Origin of the sequence: Runella sp. CRIBMP, from assembly GCF_009905605.1 — a bacterium.
In the GTDB taxonomy this organism is placed as follows: Bacteria; Bacteroidota; Bacteroidia; order Cytophagales; family Spirosomataceae; genus Runella.
Map to the genome: position 1 here is coordinate 340608 of NZ_JAAAKZ010000004.1, position 22518 is coordinate 363125.

General features: G+C 46.0%; 16 protein-coding genes. 11 read left to right on the plus strand and 5 right to left on the minus strand.

Features of this window, described 5'->3' with window-relative positions:
- Positions 1–55: 55 nt before the first annotated feature.
- The 4 genes from GVN20_RS14765 to GVN20_RS14780 form a co-directional block, all read right to left on the minus strand.
- Entirely contained in the window at positions 56–2326 is a 2271-nt protein-coding gene (locus GVN20_RS14765) for an NADP-dependent malic enzyme (RefSeq protein ID WP_166559069.1), read from the minus strand.
- Positions 2327–2550: 224 nt separating this feature from the next.
- Positions 2551–3513, minus strand: a complete 963-nt coding sequence (locus GVN20_RS14770) for a MoxR family ATPase (RefSeq protein ID WP_166559070.1) — start codon at positions 3511–3513, stop codon at positions 2551–2553.
- 73 nt (positions 3514–3586) lie between these two features.
- Positions 3587–4981: a peptidylprolyl isomerase gene (locus tag GVN20_RS14775; protein ID WP_166559071.1), complete on the minus strand. Its 1395-nt coding sequence runs from the start codon at positions 4979–4981 to the stop codon at positions 3587–3589.
- A gap of 59 nt (positions 4982–5040) precedes the next feature.
- Positions 5041–7236, minus strand: coding sequence for a peptidylprolyl isomerase (locus GVN20_RS14780; RefSeq protein ID WP_310586823.1), 2196 nt, complete (start codon positions 7234–7236; stop codon positions 5041–5043).
- A gap of 227 nt (positions 7237–7463) precedes the next feature.
- On the opposite strand from GVN20_RS14780, the gene truA reads away from it, so the two are divergent.
- From truA to GVN20_RS14835, 11 genes are all read left to right on the plus strand, one after another.
- Entirely contained in the window at positions 7464–8219 is a 756-nt protein-coding gene (gene truA / locus GVN20_RS14785; RefSeq protein ID WP_166559073.1) for a tRNA pseudouridine(38-40) synthase TruA, read from the plus strand.
- Positions 8220–8266: 47 nt separating this feature from the next.
- Positions 8267–8884, plus strand: coding sequence for an NTP transferase domain-containing protein (locus tag GVN20_RS14790; protein ID WP_255455446.1), 618 nt, complete (start codon positions 8267–8269; stop codon positions 8882–8884).
- A 228-nt stretch (positions 8885–9112) separates the two neighbouring features.
- Positions 9113–10759 (plus strand): TldD/PmbA family protein, encoded by a 1647-nt coding sequence (locus GVN20_RS14795; RefSeq protein ID WP_166559074.1) that lies wholly within the window; start codon positions 9113–9115, stop codon positions 10757–10759.
- Between the two features lie 19 nt (positions 10760–10778).
- On the plus strand, positions 10779–12095 hold the full coding sequence (locus GVN20_RS14800) for a TldD/PmbA family protein (protein WP_166559075.1): 1317 nt from the start codon (positions 10779–10781) through the stop codon (positions 12093–12095).
- Positions 12096–12348: 253 nt separating this feature from the next.
- Positions 12349–13989, plus strand: a complete 1641-nt coding sequence (locus GVN20_RS14805; RefSeq protein ID WP_166559076.1) for a TldD/PmbA family protein — start codon at positions 12349–12351, stop codon at positions 13987–13989.
- Between the two features lie 37 nt (positions 13990–14026).
- Positions 14027–15364 carry a TldD/PmbA family protein gene (locus GVN20_RS14810; RefSeq protein WP_166559077.1) on the plus strand — a complete coding sequence of 446 codons (1338 nt, stop codon included), beginning with the start codon at positions 14027–14029 and terminating at the stop codon, positions 15362–15364.
- A gap of 65 nt (positions 15365–15429) precedes the next feature.
- Positions 15430–16047, plus strand: coding sequence for a DUF4159 domain-containing protein (locus GVN20_RS14815; RefSeq protein WP_166559078.1), 618 nt, complete (start codon positions 15430–15432; stop codon positions 16045–16047).
- Positions 16048–16050: 3 nt separating this feature from the next.
- A complete protein-coding gene (locus GVN20_RS14820; RefSeq protein WP_166559079.1) occupies positions 16051–17028 on the plus strand; it encodes a MoxR family ATPase in 978 nt (325 codons plus the stop codon).
- Between the two features lie 2 nt (positions 17029–17030).
- Positions 17031–17891: a DUF58 domain-containing protein gene (locus GVN20_RS14825; protein WP_166559080.1), complete on the plus strand. Its 861-nt coding sequence runs from the start codon at positions 17031–17033 to the stop codon at positions 17889–17891.
- A 94-nt stretch (positions 17892–17985) separates the two neighbouring features.
- The gene (locus GVN20_RS14830; protein WP_166559081.1) at positions 17986–19206 is read left to right on the plus strand and encodes a BatA domain-containing protein; all 1221 of its coding nucleotides are present in this window, start codon (positions 17986–17988) and stop codon (positions 19204–19206) included.
- On the plus strand, positions 19203–21425 hold the full coding sequence (locus GVN20_RS14835; RefSeq protein WP_166559082.1) for a hypothetical protein: 2223 nt from the start codon (positions 19203–19205) through the stop codon (positions 21423–21425). Before GVN20_RS14830 ends, GVN20_RS14835 begins: the two co-directional genes overlap by 4 nt.
- A 53-nt stretch (positions 21426–21478) precedes the next feature.
- On the opposite strand, the gene GVN20_RS14840 is transcribed toward GVN20_RS14835, so the two are convergent.
- Positions 21479–22507: a cobalamin-independent methionine synthase II family protein gene (locus tag GVN20_RS14840; protein ID WP_166559083.1), complete on the minus strand. Its 1029-nt coding sequence runs from the start codon at positions 22505–22507 to the stop codon at positions 21479–21481.
- Between the last annotated feature and the right edge of the window lie 11 nt (positions 22508–22518).

Sequence of the window (22518 nt, forward strand, 5' to 3'; positions counted from 1 at the left end):
CGCGGCAGACTTGTAGCTAGTCTGTCGCGCTTATGTTTATCAAAAAGGAAAAAAACTACCCTTTCATTTGTGCTTCTACCACGGCAATGGCCACCATATTCACAATTTCGCGAACGGAGCTACCCAATTGCAGTACGTAAACTGGTTTACGCATTCCGAGCAAAATCGGGCCGATGGCCTCGTATTCCCCTACTTCTTTGAGCAGGTTGTAGGCGATGTTGCTGGCAGAAAGATTCGGGAAAATGAGCGTATTGGCGCCGTCTTCGGCCAGTTTGCTGAACGGATGATTGGTACGAAGCAATTCTAAATCAAACGGTAAATGTGCCTGCATTTCACCATCTACCACCATATCAGGGTGTTTTTTGTGTAAAATGGTGGCGGCGGTGCTCATTTTTTCGGCATCATCACCCTTCGCACTTCCAAAGTTAGAGTAAGTAAGGAGGGCTATGCGCGGTTTGATGTTGAAACGTTCTACGGCCTGCGCGGTCAATTCGGTGATTTCTACGATGTCATCGACTGTCGGGTTAAAATTGACGGTGGTATCGGCCAAAAACAACGGCCCACGACGCGTAAGCAATATGTACATACCCGCCACTTTTTTCACCCCTGCTTCTTTTCCAATGATTTGCAAAGAAGGGCGAATGGTATCGGGATAATTGCGGGTCAAACCAGAAATCAGGGCATCTGCTTCGCCCATTTCGACCATCATAGCACCGAATGAACTCCGATAATACATCATCTTGCGGGCTTCGATGATGTTGACCCCCTTGCGCTGGCGTTTTTGGAAATACACTTCAGCGTAGCGGTCAATGTTGGCCGATTGCTCAGGGCTATAAGGGTCAATCACTGGAATCTCGGCGAGATCCAGTTTATTCTGCTCAATGATGGCGCGTATTTTTTCTTCTTTACCCAACAAAATCGGAAACGCAATGCCTTCGTCGCGTACCTGTTGGGCGGCTTTGAGCACCTGCACGTTTTCGGCATCGGCAAAAACCACGCGTTTGGGCGCTTTTCTGGCCTTGCTGATAATCACCCGAGAAATCTGATTGTCCTGACCCAAACGTTTTTCCAGCTGTTGAACGTACGCATCCCAATCCGTTATGGGGTACTGGGCTACGCCGCTCTCCATGGCGGCTTTGGCCACGGCGGGGGCAATGGTCGTAAGTAGGCGTGGGTCAACAGGCTTAGGGATGATATATTCACGACCGAATTTTATGTTATCGGCATTATAAGCTAAGTTAACGATGTCAGGAACGGGCTTTTTGGTCAATTCGGCCAGCGCGTGCACTGCCGCCAATTTCATCGGCTCGTTGATTTCACGGGCCCGCACGTCCAATGCGCCCCGGAATATGTACGGGAAGCCCAATACGTTGTTGACTTGGTTGGGATAATCTGAACGCCCAGTGGCCATAATGACGTCTTCGCGGGCGGCTACGGCATCAGGATACGGAATTTCGGGGTCTGGATTGGCCATCGCAAATACCATCGGGTCTTTGGCCATGGAGCGCACCATGTCTTGCGACACTACGTTGGCTTTTGATAGTCCGAGGAATAAATCGGCACCCACCATTCCTTCAGCCAACGAAGCAAAACGGCGCTCAGAGGCGAATTCCTGCTTCATGGGGTCTAAATCGGTACGGGCGGTATTGATGTGACCTTTACTGTCGAACATATCGACGTTTTCGGGACGAACGCCCAAGGCAATATATAATTTGGTACAAGAACTTGCCGATGCACCCGCTCCTGACACCACGACGCGAATGTCCTCCACTTTTTTACCGACCAGTTCTAGTCCGTTTAGCAGAGCCGCCGAACTAATGATGGCCGTCCCATGCTGGTCATCGTGCATGACGGGGATATTAAGCTCTTCTTTAAGGCGACGTTCGATTTCAAAACATTCGGGCGCTTTGATGTCTTCGAGGTTAACCCCTCCGAAGGTAGGCTCCATGATTTTAACCGTTCTGACAAACTCATCCACGTTCTCGGTGTTGAGCTCAATGTCAAAGACGTCAATGTCGGCGTAAATTTTAAAAAGGAGGCCTTTCCCTTCCATCACGGGTTTACCTGCTTCGGGGCCTATGTTTCCGAGGCCTAAAACGGCTGTTCCGTTGCTGATTACCGCCACTAGATTGCCTTTGGCGGTGTATTTATAGACATCTTCAACGTTTCTGAAAATTTCCATACACGGCTCAGCTACGCCGGGCGAATAGGCCAATGACAGGTCAAGTTGGTTGTTGGTTTCTTTGGTTGGCACTACCTGAATCTTGCCGGGACGACCCTTCGAATGGTAATAAAGTGCGTCCTCTTTGCGAATTTTTGGAGGCATAACGATTTTTTGGGGGTTGAATTTGGGTTTGCAAGGTACGAACGAAAACCATTTGTCGTACTAATTAATTGTCTTTTTATGGAAGTTGGCTTTTACTTTTGTGTTATATGATTCACTTTTTACGGAAGAAGAATGGGCAGAGAACAAAAAAAATCACGCAAAGACGGCAGAGGATTTTTTCTTTGCTCCTCTGCGTCTTTGCGTGATTACTTTGCGGTGAATACCTATACTAATCGTTTTATAATCTCATTGACCGAAATTCCTTCTGCTTCTGCTTTAAAGTTACGCACGATGCGGTGACGTAAGATGGGAAGCGCCACTGCTTTGACGTCCTCGATGTCGGGCGAGTATTTTCCGTTGATGAGGGCGTTGCATTTGGCGGCAAGAATCAGGTTTTGAGACGCACGCGGCCCTGCTCCCCATTCTAGGTAGTTTTTGGTGTCTGCGGTGGCCAAATCGCCCATTGGTCGGGTTTTTTGAACGAGTTTAACGGCATATTCTACCACATTGTCCGTTACAGGAACGCGTCGAACGAGGTGTTGGAACGCTTCGATTTCGGCGGCTGAAATGACCGTATTGATTACAGGTTTATTGTCAGTTGTTGTGGATTTAACAATATTAAGCTCTTCTTGGTAAGAAGGATAATCTAAGTAAACCATGAACATAAAACGGTCCAACTGCGCTTCGGGCAGGGGATAGGTTCCTTCCTGTTCGATGGGGTTTTGGGTGGCCAACACAAAAAACGGACGACTTAACGAATGTTTTTGGCCCGCAACGGTTACCGCGTATTCTTGCATTGCTTCAAGGAGCGCCGACTGGGTTTTGGGAGGGGTACGGTTGATTTCATCGGCCAAAATAATATTGGCAAACACGGGCCCTCTGATAAAACGGAAATTGCGTTCATTGTCCAGAGTTTCAGACCCCAAAATATCGGAAGGCATCAAGTCAGGCGTGAATTGGATACGATTAAAGCTCAAATCCAAGGCACCCGCGATGGTTTGAATCAGGAGGGTTTTTGCTAATCCAGGTACCCCAACCAAGAGGCAGTGCCCCTGACAGAATATAGCGGTGAGCAATAAACGAACCGTATCATCTTGACCAACAATGACTTTGCCAATTTCTGCACGGAGTTTTTCGTAGGATTCTTTAAGTGCCTCAGCAGCAGCGACGTCAGAAGAAAACTTCATTTAAGGTTTATGGTTAGTGGTTTATAAATGGTTGTTGTGAATATAGCTGTTTGCCGCAAAAAAACAATCGACGCTAATTATCCTGCAGATTAATACCCATCATTTTACATCCCTGAAACTCGGGGTCTACTTTAATAAAGACATCTTCGATTGCTTTCTTAAACCACTTATCTACCGCTTCTGTTTTTTTATTGGCTAAAACAATATTAGATAGCTTCTCAAAATCGTCTTTCAAACTGGCCGTATGCGGCTCTATTTTACTTTTGTAATAGATGATTCGCATGGCGGTTTTTCCGTCGTCTGTTCGATAGTTCATGGGCGCACTAATCGTGCCAACTTTCATGGTATCTAGCATCATAAACAAGCCGTAGTCCATTGAAGCATCCAGCGGCAAGCGCGATGAACCCGACTGTTGGTCTTTCAACAAACCACCAGCATCGGCCGTACTTTTATCTTCAGACCACGTTTTGGCCACTTTTTCAAACTTTAGCGTATCAGTCTTGATTACATTATAGAGACTATCCAATACTTTTTTTGGGGCCGACATGTCCATGCGGTTATAATCGGGGCGCAATAAAATGTGGCGGGCGTGGTATTCAGCGCCTCGGGTTTCGAGCAATTGAATCAAGTGCAAACCATATTCTGTTTCAATAGGCTCCGATAGTTCGTTTGGTTTGAGCTTCAGGGAGGCTCCTTCAAATTCGGGCAGCATTTCGCCGCGTTTGGCAAAACCAAGATCTCCACCCCGTTGCGCTGACCCCAAATCTTCCGAATAAGCCGAGGCCAATGAGGTAAAATCTTCTCCTTTTTCTACCCGGGCTTTATAATCTAGTAAACGCGCACGTAATTCGTCGTTCTGTGCTTTTGTTACTTTGGCATAACGAACAATCTGCCCGATTTCAACTTCGGCGGGAATATAAGGTAGGCTGTCTTTGGGAATGCTATTGAAGAATTTTTTTACTTCATTGGGGGTCACTTTGATGGCTTCCGTAATTTTACTTTGCATTTTTTCTGCTATCATTTCCTGTTTGATAGGCTCTCGCAACTCATATTTAAGAGCTTCAATGCTCTTCCCGTACGCCTCAATGATGTTTTTTTCCGAACCAAAACGCTTGGCCATGTAGTCCATCCGGGCCGCTACCTGACTTTCAATCTGTTTGTCTTCAACAATAACGGAGTCTATCTCCGCTTTTGCCAACAGCATTTTATTTACAATCAAGCGTTCTAAGGCCTGGCACATGGTAGGGGCTTGTTGGCCCTGGGCCTGAGATTGTGCCTGAATCATGTATTCTTCCAATTCAGAACGCAGTATATAGTAGTTGTCAACGCGCGCCACAACTTTATTGAGGCTGGTGCTTTTTCCCTGTCCTTGAGCGCCCATGAAGGCAATACACGCCAATACGAGCGTTGCCAAGGTGGAGCGAAGGACTGAGAGGTAAGATGGGTTTTGAATGAATGTTCTTTTCATAATTTGGTAGGCTACTTCAAAATCGGATTCTCTATTGTTAAACGGACTTACGCCGTTTTTTACTTTGCTAAGTTACGTAATTCTTCTTCGTTTATCTGTACGGCAAACTTTTGGCGTAATTGCGTAAGCCAATTACGTTCCAGTTGTTTTTGGTAATCGTTTATCACGGCCCCACGCGCTTCACTGAAGGTTTTGATACGGGCGGGTTCGATTTTGGCAATGGAAACCCATACTTTTTCCTTGTTGATACTTACCAATTGATCGCCAACCTCCCAGCGGGCGGCATCTATATAGCGGTTTGCTCCTTTGGCAAAAGCCCCTTCGGTAATGAGTATATTACCCAGTTTAAGGGCATTAAGGGCTTTTTCGAGGTCTTTTTTAGACGTGCTGAAATACTGAAAGCTTACCCGGCGGTTGCGAGACGCATTGGCCACGGGTTTGAATTTGCCGTAATCTTTCTCGATGATTCTCGTCAGGGGAACACTGTTATTGGTAAGCGCCTTAATAGCATTATGAAGGCGTATCGTGGAAATGGAATCTGGTTCATCGGCATCGCCGTAGGCGGAAACTTCGACCGAATAATTTTCATTATTGAGTAAGGTCAGTGCAACTTCAAACAGGGCTTCCCGGTGTTTTACGCTTAGGATGGTCGATTTGGAAGGGAAAAGCAAATCGGTCCCTTTTCTCCGCAATTGATAAGGCTTAGAAGCAAGGGCTTCATGGGCCCTTTTAAGCAGCGTGTCACTCTCGCTCACCGCGAGGGTAGCAAAAGCGCGCTCGGGGTAGCGGTAGTTGGCTTTATTTTGTTCCCAATATTGCTTCTGACCCAAAGAGTCGGTCAAGGAGCGCTCCAATACGTTGGCTTCCATGGCTTGGGTGTACAAGACTCCGTCGCGCATTTCGGTCATTAACGCCTTAAACTCAGGGTACTTTTTTTCCAAATTTGCTTCTTCTATTTCGACCAATTTCTGATTTACAAACTGACGAAAATAACGTTCGGCAAGGATGGGCAAGGAAGTACCGGCTGGGGTGGGCTGCTGACGATTGTAGACGTATTCAAAAAAATGATTGACGCTATACGGCTGATTATCAATTTGTACCAGTGTTTTGTTTTCAATAGAAGCGTTGAGTGGTGTTTTGAATTTCCATTTGCCTCTTAGCAGGGATGTGTCGATCTGGGCCATGGCTGCCGCTTTGATAGGCGCAATTTCCGTCATTTTTGACGACGCACGTAGTTTAGTAATTAATGCTTCCCGAATGAGTTCACCGCGTGAATCAGTGGTTACTTTTTGCCGAAGTTGCGGGGCTAATTCAGTAAATGACTCAATGGGTTTGCGATTAATCAGTTTAACAATATGCCAGCCGTAGTTGCTCAAAAAAGGTTGTGAAATATCGCCGACGCGTTTGAGTGAGAATGCTACTTCTTCAAAAGCAGGGGTCATGGCTCCTGTGCCGAATTCATGAAGGATGCCGCCGTTGTCTTTGGTGGTCGGCTCGTCGGAATAGTCACGGCACACCACTTCCCAAGCTTCTTGTTGCAATAAACTGTGGGCTTTTTCTATTTTGGACTTGGCGGCGGCTTTGCCTTCAGAGGTGGCATTAGGACTGATACGTACCAAAATGTGCGCTACCTGAACCTTACCTCGCGAAGCGCGACGGTCATTCACTTTAATTAAGTGATAGCCTGCGCCCGTTCGTACGGGGTCTGTTATCTTTCCAATGGGCGAGGTGTAAGCAGCATTTTCAAAAGGATAAACCGTCTGAAATACCGTAAAATGCCCTAAATCTCCCCCTTTTGGGCTAGATAACGCATCCTTTGAAAAACGGGTTGCGGCCTCTTCAAACGTAATTTCTTGTTGCAGAATTCGGCTACGTAGGGCAATGGCTGCCCGGTACGCCGATAAGGTGTCATCGGGAGAGGCGTCGGGAGATACGGGGATTAAGATATGTGAAGCTCTGACTTCCTGTTTCAAGCGTTCGTAGGCTTCTGCTACGAGGTTTTCCACAAATACTTTATCAGAAAGGTACGGCTGGGCCAATTGTTTCCGAAAAGAAGCCATTTCTTCCCTAAATTCGGCCGTTGTGTCTTTGCCAGCACTTTGGGCGGCGATTACTTTCAACTTTAAATTCGTATAAAGCTGAAGGTATTCCCTAATATTGGTTGATTTGGATGTGTCGTCCGAAAATTGGTTTTTGGTAAAAGATTGAAAGAATTCATCAGTCGTAAATTTCCGGTCACCTATGGAAAGAATCACAGGTTCGGGGGGAGCCTGTGGTGCCGGTTTGGACGTTTTGCACCCCCATATACTTATAAATACGCCAATAAAACCCCAAAAACGATACTTCATCTTAACTTTTTAAATCTTAACAGGAATGCGCCTTCATTTATTGTGAAGTTTGCAAAGTTACGCCAACTTTCTGAAAGTTTAAACAATACCTCCTTTTCACCCCCGCCAATCTGTTTTAGCCATTATCTTTGCACATGCGTTATTTTATAGAAGTAAGTTATAAAGGAACAAATTATCATGGTTGGCAACGGCAACCCAACGGCAATACCGTACAGGAAGAACTTGAGCGAGCGTTGGCCATTATTCTGCGGCAGCCCGTTGAAATCATCGGTAGTAGTCGAACCGACGCGGGCGTCCATGCCGAGCAGCAATTCGCGCACTTTGACGTAGAAAATCCCATTGCTGCTCCCGACCGGGTGGCATTGGGGCTGAATAGCCTTTTACCCAAAGACATTACCGTACCCAAAATTGTGGCCGTCAGACCCGATGTACATTCTCGTTTTGCTGCCACGCACCGCTGTTATGAATACCGAATTATTTTTCAGAAAAACGCTTTTCTTACTGATTTAGCCCACGTATTTCGACCCGAGTTGGATGTTCAGCGAATGAATGAGGCCGCCGCGTTGTTGCTTCAATACACCGATTTTGAATGTTTTAGTAAAATCCATACCGACGTAAAAACCTTTTTGTGTACCATTGAGCAGGCCTATTGGGAAGAAACTCGATTGGGACTAGTATTTCATATTAAAGCCAATCGTTTTTTGCGCGGTATGGTGCGCGCAATTGTAGGTACTTTGTTGGAAGTGGGGCAACGAAAAAAGTCGTACGCGGATTTTGAACAGTTGATTATATCCAAGAACCGTAAAAATGCCGCTGCTCAAGCGCCTGCCTGTGGGCTATTTTTGGTGGAAGTAGGCTACGATTGGGCGGCGGTCATGGACGATATTTAACGTTGGCGAGGCTTAAGCCTCGCCAACGTTAAATATCGTTTTTAAAATTGACACACTTAAACGTATATATTCATTTGAAGAAGATTGGGATTATATTACTGGCGGCTGGCGAATCCAAGCGCATGGGCTCGCCTAAACAACTCTTGGACATTGACGGAAAAAGCCTCCTGCGTCGGACGGCTGAAGTTGCTTTGGCAACAGATTGTTACCCTGTTGTCTTAGTCATTGGGGCCAATAAGGCTCAAATTGCCCCCGAAATCATTAACCTGCCGCTGACTGTCATTGATAACCCTATGTGGCCCGAAGGGATGTCGTCGTCGGTGAAGATGGGAATGGCAGGGTTATATATGACTTACAAAGACGTGGATGCCGTTCTGATTTTAGTGTGCGACCAGCCGTATCTTTCGGTGTCGCTGTTGGAGCGGATGATTAAAATTTATGAAGAAAAACAACCGCCGATTGTCGCCTGTAAGTACGGCGACCAAATTGGTGTTCCTGCCTTGTTTGACCGTAAAATATTTGACGAACTGTTGACCCTGACGGGTGATAAAGGGGCGAAACCCGTTGTGATGAATCATTTGGACGAAGCCTACCTCGTGACTTTTGAGGCGGGAAGCGTTGATTTGGATACCCCCGAAGATTACAAAGCTTTTCAAAATGGATAATTTCAGGTAATGACGTTTAGTCTGCGGACTGCGCGTCTGCGGACTACGCGTTGAAAATTTCGTTGCGCTGCAATGGCTTTTCGATAACGTCGCTTAATAAAGCAAATTTGTCGCGGAATAATAGGCTGGTTTTATAATTTCCTTATTTTTGAATGTTATGTTCTAACCGATGGTAAGAAGTTTTTTCACTTCAACCGATTACAACGATTCATCAAAACTAGACCAAGCATGAAAAGAAGGGATTTTATTCAGTTGTCAAGCATGGGCTTGGGGGCTATGATGGGAGCATCCATTCCCGTTTTGGGCAATGTGGTTCCTGTTGAGCAGCTGCTCGAACCCGCCGTCGATGCGGCCATTAAGAAAAAGATGGCTGATGTGGCCCTCAACGTGGCCAAGTCGAAAGGGGCAACTTATACCGATGTTCGCATCGGCCGTTATCTTCAACAATACCTCTTTACCCGTGAAACCAGGGTTCAGAACATCGTTAATGCGGAATCGTACGGCGTAGGAATTCGCGTGATTGCCAACGGAACTTGGGGTTTTGCCGCTACGAGCGATGTGAGCAACGAAGGCATTGCCAAATGTACCGAAACGGCCGTAGCTATTGCCAAAGCAAATTCAAAAATCCAGACCGAGCCGGTCGTTTTGGCTCCTCAAAAAGGAGTGGGAGAGGTAACGTGGAAAACGCCCATCAAGAAAAATGCCTTTGAGGTTCCGGTTCAGGAAAAGATTGATCTGTTGATGAAAGTAAACGGCGAGGCAATGAAAAACGGAGCGGGTTTTGTCACTTCCAACCTGTTTTTTGTCAATGAACAAAAATATTTTGCATCCTCCGATGGCTCGTATATTGACCAAGACATACACCGTATTTGGCCAACTTTTACCGTAACGGCCGTTGATAAACAAGCGGGTAAGTTCAAAAGTCGTGATGCTATCAGTTCGCCGATGGGCATGGGCTACGAATATCTTGACGGTTTGGCCAGCGAAAAAATCGCGGGACCGAATGGGTTGGTTGGGTATCGCAACTCGTACGACATGGTTGAAGATGCCATCATGTCGGCCAAACAAGCCAAAGAAAAAATGACCGCCAAGTCGGTCATGCCTGGTAAGTATGACCTCGTGCTGGACCCAAATCACTTGGGATTGACTATCCACGAATCGGTAGGTCACCCCACCGAGTTGGACCGCGTATTGGGGTATGAAGCCAATTATGCTGGAACCAGTTTTGCGACCTTGGACAAATGGAAAACCAAGAGTTTCAATTATGGCAGCAAACAAGTCAATATCGTAGCCGATAAAACCCAGCCTTACACTTTAGGAACCGTTGGCTACGACGACGAAGGCGTTCCTTGCAAGGAGTGGGATTTGATTAAAGACGGTATTTTGGTGAATTATCAGGCGATTCGTGACCAAGTAAATATTTTGGGCGAAAACGCCTCACACGGTTGCTGCTACGCCGACAACTGGAATTCGGTGCAATTCCAGCGGATGCCCAACGTGTCGCTGCGCCCAGGTAAAGAAAAACTCAACGTTCAGGAAATGATTAAGGGCGTTGAAAAAGGGATATACATTATTGGTCGTGGTTCGTATTCGATTGACCAACAGCGTTATAACTTCCAGTTTGGTGGCCAACTTTTCTACGAAATCAAAAACGGAGAAATCGTGGGAATGCTGGATGATGTAGCCTATCAGTCAAACACGCAAGAGTTCTGGAATTCGTGCGTGCAGATTTGTGACAAGGATGATTACCGTACGTTTGGGTCGTTTTTTGACGGCAAAGGGCAGCCTTCGCAGGTGAGTGCGGTTTCGCACGGAAGTTCGACGACGCGTTTTAACGGCGTGAATATCATCAATACGGGCAGAAAAATCGGATAATTAAACCACGACATCAACAATGGCTATTTTAACGAAAGAAGAAGCTAAAAAAATCATAGATAAAGTGTTGGCGTTTTCAAAAGCCGACGAAATGAGCGTGAACCTGACGGGCAGCCGCACTGGAAACATCCGCTACGCCCGTAATACGGTTTCGACCAGCGGGGAGTCGTATGACTTGTCTTTGTCGGTAACAGCCGTGTATGGCAAACGCTCGGGCACGTCTACTATCAACGAGTTTGATGACAAATCGTTGGAGAAAACCGTGCGGCGGGCCGAAGAAATTGCCCGATTAGCGCCCGAAAATCCCGAATATGTGCCAATGCTTGGGCCGCAAACTTATTTGGAAAGTAATACTTTTTTGCAAAGTACGGCCGATATTAACCCCGAATACCGGGCAAAAGTGGCGTTTGACAGCATCGATCCTTGTCGTAAAAAGAACTTAACGGCGGCGGGTTATCTGGAAGATACCACTGATTTTTTTGCCATGGGCAACAGCAAAGGGCTTTTTGGTTACAACAAATCCACCTCGGTCGAATTTTCTGTCACCGTTCGTTCGGCGGATGGAACTGGCTCTGGGTACGTATCTCGCGATTTTAATGATGCCGCTAAGCTCAATGCCAAAGCATCGACGGAGATTGCTATGCAAAAAGCCATGGCTTCGGTATCGGCCAAAGCCCTTGAACCTGGGAAATACACGGTAATTCTCGAACCAACGGCGGCCCTTGATTTGATTCAAAACATGATGCGCAGTATCGACGCCCGTAATGCCGATGAAGGTCGCAGCTTTTTGAGCAAAAAAGGCGGCGGAACGCGGTTGGGAGAAAAACTATTCGACGAGCGCGTAACCATTTATTCCGACCCGACCAACATTGATATTCCCAAAGCAGGGTTTTCACTGGACGGGCGTCCGCAAGAAAAAGTGACGTGGGTCGATAAAGGCGTGGTTAAAAATATGGCGTATTCTCGATTTTGGGCCCAAAAACAGGGCGTCAAAGCAGTGCCCCCTCCGCAGGGGTTCATCATGACTGGCGGTACGCAATCGCTGGCTGACCTTATTAAAGGAACCCAAAAAGGAATTTTGGTGACTCGATTGTGGTATATCCGTGCCGTTGACCCCCAAACCTTGTTATACACCGGGCTTACCCGTGACGGGACGTTTTATATCGAAAACGGACAAATAAAATACCCCGTCAAAAACTTCCGTTTCAATGAAAGCCCTATTATCATGCTCAATAATCTTGAAGCGATGGGCGTACCCGCCCGCGTGAACGGAAGCATGATTCCCCCGCTGAAAATTCGCGATTTTACCTTTACAAGTTTATCGGACGCCGTCTAGTTGAGTGTAAAGTGAGAAAGGCTAAAGTGTAAGGAAATTAGTTGGGTCAGTAGTCAGATGTGCTGGGTACGGTCTGACTATGTCTGACCTTGTTGCATCAACCTTTACACACTCGTTTGCCGTTCATCAAAATCCCCCTGTCTGGGGGAGAATTAAGACTATATTTATCAGGATTTTTGAAATTGAATTAAACACATTCAATTTCAAACGTTTTTTCAATTACCCATACAACCATCTATAAACAAACTAAGCCTTGAAGAGAAGAGATTTCATGCAACTGTCGGGCATGGGATTTGGCGCAATGATGTTGCCCAATATCCCGATTGTGGGGAATTCAGTTTCTCCCGAAGCCCTATTGGAAGGCGGCATTGATGTAGCCCTCAAAAAGCGTCTGGCCGACGCTGCCCTCAACGCCGCCAAATCCAAAGGCGCTACTTACACCGATGTACGGATTGGCCGTTATCTGCGTCAATTTGTGATTACCCGCGAAGACAAAGTACAAAACATCGTCAACACTGAATCTTATGGGGTTGGCGTTCGGGTCATTGCCAATGGCTGCTGGGGATTTGCGGCGGTGGTAGACGCCAAAACCGAAGAAGATACCGCCAGAGCGGCCGAAGAAGCTGTGGCCATTGCCAAAGCCAATGCTCGATTGATGAAGCAACCGGTGCAATTGGCTCCTCAAAAAGGCTACGGTGAAGTAAGTTGGAAAGCGCCCATCGAACGTAATTCATTTGAAGTACCCATCAAAGAAAAAGTGGATTTGCTGTTGGGTGTCAACGATGCTGCTCTAAAAAACGGCGCTAATTACGTGAACTCGGTGTTGTTTATGGTTAATGAACAAAAATACTTTGCTTCTTCCGACGGTTCTTACATTGATCAGGACATTCACCGGATTTGGCCTATTTTTTCGGTGACCACCATCGATCCCAAAACGGGTAAATTTGAAACGCGTCAGGCGTTGAGCGCCCCCGTTGGAATGGGTTACGAATACCTACAAACCAACCCTAAAGACAAAGTAACGGGCATTACTACCCGCTACAATAAGGGCTATGATATGCTGGAAGATGTGATTTCGGCGGCCAAACAAACCAAAGAAAAACTCGCGGCCAAATCGGTGGAAGCAGGCAAATATGATTTGGTGTTAGACCCGTCTCACCTGTGGCTAACCATTCACGAATCGGTAGGGCACCCGCTCGAACTCGACCGTGTGTTGGGTTATGAGGCCAATTTTGCAGGAACCAGTTTTGCTACCTTGGATAAATGGCAGAGCAAAAACTTCAATTATGGAAGCAAAGAAGTAAATCTCTTTGCTGATAAAACCCAAGTAGGCTCGTTAGGGGCCGTTGGTTGGGACGACGAAGGCGTGAAAACCAAGCAATGGGATTTGGTAAAAGAAGGAACGTTGGTCAATTATCAGGCCATTCGTGACCAAGTACACATCATCGGAGAAAAAGAATCACAGGGCTGTTGCTACGCCGACAGTTGGGGCTCGGTGCAGTTTCAGCGCATGGCCAATGTTTCTTTGGCGGCGGGAAAAACGCCCCTCTCGGTCAGTGAAATGATTAAGGATGTAAAAAAAGGAATTTATATTATTGGAGACGGTTCGTTTTCAATTGACCAGCAGCGCTATAATTTCCAGTTTGGCGGTCAGTTGTACTACGAAATCAAGGACGGTCAAATTGCGGGAATGCTCAAAGATGTGGCATACCAGTCAAATACTCAGGAGTTCTGGAATTCTTGCGTGAAAGTGTGCGACGAGCGAGATTATCGTTTGGGTGGTTCATTCTTTGACGGAAAAGGCCAGCCGCAGCAAGTCAGTGCGGTATCGCATGGTAGCTCAACGGCCCGTTTTAACGGTGTAAACGTCATTAACACCGCCCGTAAAATTTAAGCATTGACCTTATCTCCAACAATTAACATCAAAAAAAATGGCAGTTATATTAACTGAAGAGGAAGCCAAGGCCTTGCTACAAAAGGTGTTGAGCTTTTCAAAAGCGGATGAATGTGAAGTGAATCTGCTGGGCGAAATACGCGGAAACCTGCGCTATGCCCGAAACGAAGTTTCCACCAGTGGAGCCATGACCAACAAAGATATTTCGGTCCAATCGTCTTTCGGCAAAAAAGTAGGTGTGGCTTCTATTGATGAATTTGACGATGCCTCGCTCGAAAAAGTGGTGCGCCGCTCTGAAGAATTAGCCCGACTTGCGCCCGAAAACCCCGAACACGTGGGCGTCATGGAGCCGCAGCAATACATTAAATCCAACGGTTATTTTGAATCTACCGCCAGCATCACCCCCGACAAGCGGGCCGAAGCAGTAGCGAAAAGCCTCGAATTGTCGAGCAAACAGGGCCTTGCAGCGGCGGGATTTTTGGAAGATCGTAAAGGGTTTACCGCCATGATGAATTCGAAAGGGCTGTTTGCGTATTACAAAAATACCAACGTTAACTTTTCACTTACGGTCAGAACAGACGACGGAACAGGCTCGGGTTACGTAGCCAAAGGGTATAATGATTTCAATAAACTGGATACGGCGGCGGCTACCAAAATTGCCGTTCAAAAATCGTTGGCTTCCAAAGGAGCAAAGGCGCTTGAGCCTGGAAAATACACCGTGATTTTAGAGCCAACGGCGGCGTCGGTATTGCTCGAAAGTATCTTTTTTGGAATGGATGCCCGCAGTGCTGACGAAGGCCGCTCGTTCTTCAGCAAGCCTGGAGGAAAAACCAAGCTAGGGGAAAAGATTGTAGACGAGCGTGTTACGTTTTATTCTGACCCAACGCATCCTGATTTACCCGCGGCTGCATGGTCGGGAGATGGACAGCCGCAGGCCAAAACGCTTTGGATTGATAAAGGGGTTGTGAAAAACCTTTCTTACTCTCGTTTTTGGGCGCAAAAAAAAGGGGTAAAACCCGTTCCAAACCCCAATAATATGATTATGGAAGGAGGAACGGCGACTTTGGACGAGATGATAAAAAGTACCAAACGCGGTATCTTGGTCACCAAACTCTGGTACATCCGTCCCGTAGACCCTCAAACACTTTTGTTGACGGGGCTCACCCGCGACGGGACATTTTATATCGAAGATGGTAAAATTAAATATCCGATCAAAAACTTCCGTTTCAACGAAAGTCCAATCATCATGCTGAATAATCTTGAAACCTTAGGGATTCCAGAGCGAGTGGTTAGTACGGAATCAGACCTAAATTATATCTTGCCACCGATGAAAATCAGGGAGTTTACATTTTCATCCCTTTCCGACGCGGTATAATCTTAGGGCTGCGGCCCGTGACCACCGTTGCGGGCCACAGCCCTAAGGTTTAATCTTTTCCACGCATGAGACCATTTTTTTTTACCCGAATTCAATATGCTTCGGGAGATTGGGACACCGACCAACGGATGCCTTCCAATCTCCTCAATTCGTTGGTAGAGTATACCACAATTCCGATTGATGAAAAAGAAAAAATTGTGCAATTGATGGGTACTGAGTTGTTTAGAAGCCCTTTCTGTTATTTGAGCGGCCATAAATTGGTAGAATTTTCCACTCTGGAACGCGACCATTTTAAAAAATACGTTGAAAACGGGGGTTTTGTGTTTGTGGATGATTGTAATCACGACATCGACGGGCTGTTTGCCAAGTCGTTTGAGCAGGAAATGGCGCGCACTTTTGGGCCGAAGGCCTTACAGAAAATCCCCAACGACCATCCCATTTATCATTCGTTTTTTCATTTTGAAGGCCCGCCAACAACGAGTTTTGAACTCAACGGCTGGGGCGATGATTTGGTCCATGATTACTTGAAAGCTATTGAAGTCAACGGCCGAATTGGGGTTTTGTACAGCAATAAAGATTACGGCTGCGAGTGGGATTATGATTTTAGAAATAAGCGATGGTTGGCCGAAGACAATACAAAATTTGGAGTAAACATTATTAGTTACGCATTAACAACCGTTTAAGCATTGGAAACGCAGGACTTAACCCACTATAAAACACTGGTATCTAAGCTACCACACCTGAAAAAAGAGATTGCCAAAGTGATCGTCGGGCAAGAGGAAGTAATCAATGAAATCCTGATTTCTTTACTCGCTGGCGGACATTGTTTGCTGGAAGGCGTGCCCGGATTGGCCAAAACACTCATGGTAAAAACGATGGCCGAAGCCCTAGAAATGAAATTTAAACGGGTGCAGTTTACCCCAGATTTAATGCCAGGCGACATCATCGGTACCGAAATTTTGGAGGAAGACCACGAGACGGGCAAAAAGTTTTTTAAGTTTAACCAAGGACCCATTTTTGCCAACATCGTTTTGGCCGATGAAATCAATCGTACGCCGCCCAAAACGCAGGCAGCGTTGTTGGAAGCAATGCAGGAATACAAAGTGACGTATGCGGGTATGAATTACGATTTACCGCGCCCGTTTTTGATTATTGCCACCCAAAACCCTATCGAACAGGCGGGTACTTACCCCTTGCCCGAAGCGCAACTTGACCGTTTTTTGTTGTATATCAAGTTGGGCTATCCGTCCGAACAGGAGGAATTGGATGTGTTGAAAAATACCACGGGTTTTGGCAGTCAAAGCCTGCAAACCATTCTTACGGACCAAGAAATTATTGATTTACAAAAACTGACGCGTCAGGTTCATATCAGTGATGAATTGATTGTAAAAGTGAATCAATTGGTCCGTTCCACGCGTCCCGATACTACTTCATCTGCCTTTGTCAAAAAATGGTGCGGATGGGGGGCAGGCCCACGGGCGGGGCAAGCGTTGATTCTCTGCGCTAAGGCCCGGGCGGTATTAAACCAACGGTTTTCGGTTATCCCCGAAGACATTCAAATATTGGCGTACCCCGTATTGCGTCACCGTATCTCGCTCAATTTTAGGGCTGAAGCTGAGAATATTACAACGGATGATGTGGTGGCAGAACTGTTGAAAGGATAGCCATGCTCACCACCGAACTCATTAAACTAAATAACCTTCAAATCGCGGGTAAACTGGTCAGTGAAGAGCTGATGTTGGGGATCCATGGCAGTAAACGGTCGGGGATTGGGATTGAATTTGAGCAATATCGCCACTACGAACCCGGCGACGACCCAAAACGCATCGACTGGAAACTCTACGCCCGTACCCAAAAACATTTGGTACGAGAATCTGCCACGGAAAGCAATTTCCATATTCGGTTTGTATTGGACTTGTCGGGGTCGATGAATTATGCCGAAAAAAATATCAGTCGTCTAAATTATTGCAAGATTTTGCTGGCGTCGTTGGCCTATTTGGGTTACCGACAAAGCGACCAGATGAGTTTGTATGCCTTGCAAAACGGAGACTTAGAGACCCTCGTTCCCGCAGGAAAGCAGGCTTTTCAACGGATTTTGTACGAGTTGGAAAAAGCTGAAGCAACGGGAATGTGGCAGAACGAGCATCCTAAATTTCCGCATTTTCAGCAAAAGCAGAAAGAGTTGTTTGTATTTGTGTCTGATTTTCTGCAAGTGGATGATGAATGGATGAAACTCATTCAGAGCGTAGCCAATCCGCGTCGCGAAATCCTTATTTTTCAAGTACTTGGTGCCGAAGAATTGCAATTTAACCTGAATGGTTTTTATCGTTTCAAGGATTTGGAGACGGGAAAAGAAATGGAACTCGAAGCATCTACTATCAAAGAAGAGGTTCAAAAAAAAGCCGCCGCCTACTTGGCTAATTTAGACGAAGCCTTACAAATCCCGCACGTACATTTAGTTCGAACTACTTTGCACGAATCCATTGCGTCGGCGATTTCAGAGGCGTTGAGAATGAGAAAAGTTTGATGATAAATTTCTGAATTGTCCTGTTGTTGAGAATAAGGAAGATATTTTTTGAATTGTCCTTTCCTTTAGGGCAGGAAACATAAAAATAAGATAAATGGAATTTTTAAACCCTTTGATGTTGTGGGGCAGTTTGGCGGTTGGCATTCCTATCGCCCTTCATTTTTGGCATCAGAAAAAGGGGCAATTGCTTAATTGGGCGGCTACGCAGTGGCTGACGGAGAAGGACTTACAACCCTCACGAGGGATTCGCCTAGACAATGTGTTGTTGTTGATAATCAGATGTTTATTGGTAGTTTTGTTGGCTTTGCTGTTGGCAAAACCCATCCTGCATTGGTATACAAGCACTCAAAGCCCTCAAAAAATCCACTTGGTACAACTGAATCCTTTGGTGGTCGACAATTTTAAATTTGAACTGGAAGAGGCCCTCAAAAAAGGGGAAAAAATATATAAAATGGGGGCAGCATTGGAGTCATTGAACGACATAACCTCCCTGACCTATTCTGGTGCGATACATCCGTTGGAATTACAAACGAGTATCAATAAAGCCAATGAATTGAATCGGGAAGTGCGAACTAAGCAATTTGAGATTTATTTGGTTAATAGTCAGGGGTTAAGTCAAGTGCCAAACATCTTTGTGCCGGGGACGTTCACCCTACATTCCATCGTGGATACGTTCTCAAAAACACCCAAACCCTACTTGGAATTTGCAGGCAAACATAAGTTGTTTGTCAATCAAGCCAATCAATTGACGGTTGCGGCTGTGTTACCTCCTAATGAAAAATTTGAATCACAGCCTCTCCCAAACAATGTGGTAAATGTATGGGTTGCCCTTGATAATAAAGCCGAAAAGCAGGCTATTCAGGCTGCGTTGAAAGCATTGACGGATGTGTACCAAATAGCGTTTTCGATTGACGAAAAATTAAATTCGCAAAAACAGTACGACTGGGTTTTTATGGATAATAAACTGCCGCTTGATGTAAAAGTTTTTTCCACCCAAACGCGTTTTATTTTTTCGGAGGCAAACCACATTCCGATAAATGGAGAGTGGAAAACGGCGCAATTTTCGGGGGAAATGTTTACAAACGGGCGACTCCCCGAGTGGTTGGGTGAAGTATTGGTGAGTCATTTTCAGCTAAATCCTTCTTCAAAACCATTAAGCGATCAGCAAATTAAGAACCTGTTTAAAACGCTATATATTAATGGTCAATATGCTGTAAATCAGACAGAAGGGGGACGGTTTTCGAAATGGATTTTTTTGTTTTTTATCATTTTGTTGGGTATTGAACGTTGGTTAGCCATCCAAAAAAACGCATGAATCAACTCCATAAAATCATCACTTGGGTAACTTACCAACTCTACGCTGGCGCTTTGCTGACGAGTGTGCTGCTGGCGGGTTCGACTTTTTTAGTGGTTTCGTTGGTCGCATCCACGGTCATGGTGCCTGCGCTTGCGGCTTTGGCCGTATTTGTGGTGAGCGCGTACTGGAAAGGGCTTTTTCAAAGCAAACGAGCCGAGGCGATTCAACTCATTCATCAGAACCTCCGTGATACCGAGTATAGCCTTCAACTACTTGAAATAGAGCGACCTAATATCGCGCAGCAGTTACAATTGGAACGTTTAGCCGAAAAAATTCAAGGTCAGAAAACACCCCGTGTTTTGCCGTCTCATTGGTGGATTTTTGTGGCCCTATTTTTAGTTTGTCTGGGGTTGCGGTTTGGATTACCATTACTAAAAAAAGACAAATTTAAGGACTTAGTTGAAGAAGTTACAAAAGGACAAATCCTTGAAAATCAAGTAGTAATTCCTTCGTTGGTTTCCGCCAAACTGATTGTTACTCCGCCCGCTTACACTAAGCTGCCTATTCGGGAAGGAACGGATTTGAACGCATCTTCTATCAGTGGTTCGGAGTTGATATGGCAAGTGTCGTTTAGTCATTCGCAAAATGTGGCGATTAAATTAACCAATAACCGAGGAGAAGAACTTCCCTTTAAAAAAGTAGGGGATCAATTTGAATACCGCGACCAATTGTACAACTCAGGATTGTACGGTATCAAGGCGTATTGGAAAGACTCATTGGTCTATCAATCAGACTATTATCGCCTAGAAGCTATTCCAGATTTGGCCCCCAAGATTGAGCCTGCCTCTAAAGAATTATACCAATATCATTTCTTGAAAGACCCTAAAACCCTTCAGATTTCGGCCAAAATATCTGATGATTTTGCGGTCCAACAGGCGTTTATCGTGGCTACGGTGGCCAGAGGTTCGGGTGAAAATGTGAAATTTAGGGAAGTGAAATTGGGCATTGGTCAAGCCAATTTTAAGGAAACAAATATCGTCAAAAACATTGATCTAAAAGCCCTCAATTTTACACCCGGCGATGAATTGTATTATTATTGGGCGGCGATTGATAACAAACGTCCCGAGCCAAACTATTCAAAGTCAGATACTTATTTCGTGGTATACAAAGATACCGCCAACGTGGAAGAATCAGAATTGGCGACCATGGCGATGAATATTTTGCCCGAATATTTTAGAAGCCAGCGGCAAATTATCATTGATACTGAGAAGTTGATTGCCAAACGAAAGAAATTGGCGGCCAAAGAATTTAACAGCACTTCCAACGAAATCGGATTTGACCAAAAAGCCCTTCGTTTGCGCTATGGACAATATTTGGGTGAAGAATTTGAGAATTCTATCGGCGGAGGCAATGCCTTGCCCAAAGATAATGATGGCGATGCCGTTGTGGGGTTTGCTTTATTGCATGGTTTTGTACATGCCCATGATACAGGAGAACCGGGGGGCGAATCGGGCGGAAATTCGCACGAGGGGCATAACCACGGCGGAGGCGGAAAGAGCGAAACAGAAGAAAAAGACCCCGTAGCTTCGATTTTGGAAGAATATGTTCACTCCCACGATGATGGAGAAGCCAATACGTTTTATGAACAATCAACGCGCTCACTCTTGAAAATGGCGTTGGAACAGATGTGGCAGTCGGAACTGCATCTGCGGTTGTATGAGCCAGAAAAGGCCATTCCGTTTGAGAAAAAAGCCTTGGAATACTTGAAATCCGCGCAGCACCGAGCACGGACCTTTGTTAAAAAAACGAGTTATGACCCGCCACCCATCAAAGAAAGTGAAAAGCGCCTGACAGGAGAGTTGAAAAACTACAATGAAGCGTATCGGAGCGAAAAAAACTATTCCCAACAGCAAGTCGAACGGTTGGTTTCGGAGGTGTTGGGGATTGTAGAGGAGTCTGAAAATCAAAAACTTAAAGGGGGGCAAAAACAAAAAGTACTCGAATTGGGTAATTTATTGACCTCAAAAGTGATGAATAGCCAGTTGTCAAACTGGTCGATTTTAAGTTCATTACAGAAACTTGCAAACGATAAACCCCTCACCGAAACGGAGAAAAAAAACTTAGAAACCAAGCTTTATCAATTGATTGGCGGTTCGTTGCCAGCCCGCGAAAATGCCGCGCCGTCATCGTATTCAAGCGATAAAAAACTGGAGAAGGCTTTCTGGAAAAGTCTGTAAATAAGCTTTTTATCTTTCCCACGCCGCGAGTTTTTAGCGGCGTGGGAAAGATTTCAGAGAGAGGCTCTGACCAGCTTTGCCCCGTCGCACATGGCTTTCAATTTTTGTTTGGTAGCCCAGCGGGCAGTTTGGCTCATACCGCAGTCGGGAGCCACGGCGAGTTTTTCGGCAGGGACGTAGGGCAACACTTTACGAATACGCTCTGCTACATCTTCGGCAGTTTCGATGTAGTAACTTTTTACGTCAATGACGCCCACGGCAACGTCAAATTTCTCGGCGAAGCGCTCTAATAAATGTACATCCGTAAAGTTGAGCACCGTCATTTCGCTGTGGAGTTCGTCCACGTTCATGTCCAAAAAGCTAGGCAACATGGGCGCAATGGTTTTCTTACCTACCGACCGACCTTTGTAATTTCCAAAACAAAGGTGCATGGAAAGGCGGGTTTTGCCCACGCCTGGTGCCACGGTGCGGTTAAAAATATCCACAAAACGCTGGGTATCTTCGCGGTACGCGTAGCAGCTCATGGAAGGTTCATCGACGCAGATTTCTGGTACACCGAGTGCTACTAGGTCTTCAATTTCTTGGCGAACCAACGGCAAAATAGCCTCTGTCACTTCCCAACGGTCTTTGTACAGCCCTCCCGGATTGAGCCGTCCTGAAAGTGTATACGGCCCCGGAATAGACATTTTGATGCGTTGACCTTCGGGGGCTAGGCGTTTCAGTCGCTTGTATTCTTCCACTACTCCTAAGCCTTTGGGAGCGGTCAGTGGCTCAATGATGCTGTTTTTGCCGCGTTGGTCATGGGCGGGTGGGCCATACTTGCGGGTTTCGGTGCCGTCGTTGACAATCCCTTTGATAAAACCGTAAAAGGAAAGATTAAAGTCCAAACGTGTTTGTTCACCGTCGGTGATTACGTCAAGCCCTGCGGCTACTTGGTCATGTACGGCCGCAATCACGGCATCGTCAATCATTTCGACAATGTCGGCGGGGCCAAATTTATCCAGATTCATACTGGCAAATTCGAGCCAGCCGGGAAAAGGCATCGAGCCTACAACGGTTGTTTTTATGGGGAGTGGTTGCATATTCTTTAGGT

What these genes read in the sequence shown, in the direction of transcription:
- GVN20_RS14770 (WP_166559070.1), bottom strand. Translation starts at nt 3,513, where the DNA reads ATGAAGTTTTCTTCTGACGTCGCTGCTGCTGAGGCACTTAAAGAATCC.
- GVN20_RS14775 (WP_166559071.1), bottom strand. Translation starts at nt 4,981, where the DNA reads ATGAAAAGAACATTCATTCAAAACCCATCTTACCTCTCAGTCCTTCGC.
- GVN20_RS14835 (WP_166559082.1), top strand. Translation starts at nt 19,203, where the DNA reads ATGAATCAACTCCATAAAATCATCACTTGGGTAACTTACCAACTCTAC.
- truA (WP_166559073.1), top strand. Translation starts at nt 7,464, where the DNA reads ATGCGTTATTTTATAGAAGTAAGTTATAAAGGAACAAATTATCATGGT.
- GVN20_RS14795 (WP_166559074.1), top strand. Translation starts at nt 9,113, where the DNA reads ATGAAAAGAAGGGATTTTATTCAGTTGTCAAGCATGGGCTTGGGGGCT.
- GVN20_RS14840 (WP_166559083.1), bottom strand. Translation starts at nt 22,507, where the DNA reads ATGCAACCACTCCCCATAAAAACAACCGTTGTAGGCTCGATGCCTTTT.
- GVN20_RS14810 (WP_166559077.1), top strand. Translation starts at nt 14,027, where the DNA reads ATGGCAGTTATATTAACTGAAGAGGAAGCCAAGGCCTTGCTACAAAAG.
- GVN20_RS14765 (WP_166559069.1), bottom strand. Translation starts at nt 2,326, where the DNA reads ATGCCTCCAAAAATTCGCAAAGAGGACGCACTTTATTACCATTCGAAG.
- GVN20_RS14825 (WP_166559080.1), top strand. Translation starts at nt 17,031, where the DNA reads ATGCTCACCACCGAACTCATTAAACTAAATAACCTTCAAATCGCGGGT.
- GVN20_RS14815 (WP_166559078.1), top strand. Translation starts at nt 15,430, where the DNA reads ATGAGACCATTTTTTTTTACCCGAATTCAATATGCTTCGGGAGATTGG.
- GVN20_RS14800 (WP_166559075.1), top strand. Translation starts at nt 10,779, where the DNA reads ATGGCTATTTTAACGAAAGAAGAAGCTAAAAAAATCATAGATAAAGTG.
- GVN20_RS14830 (WP_166559081.1), top strand. Translation starts at nt 17,986, where the DNA reads ATGGAATTTTTAAACCCTTTGATGTTGTGGGGCAGTTTGGCGGTTGGC.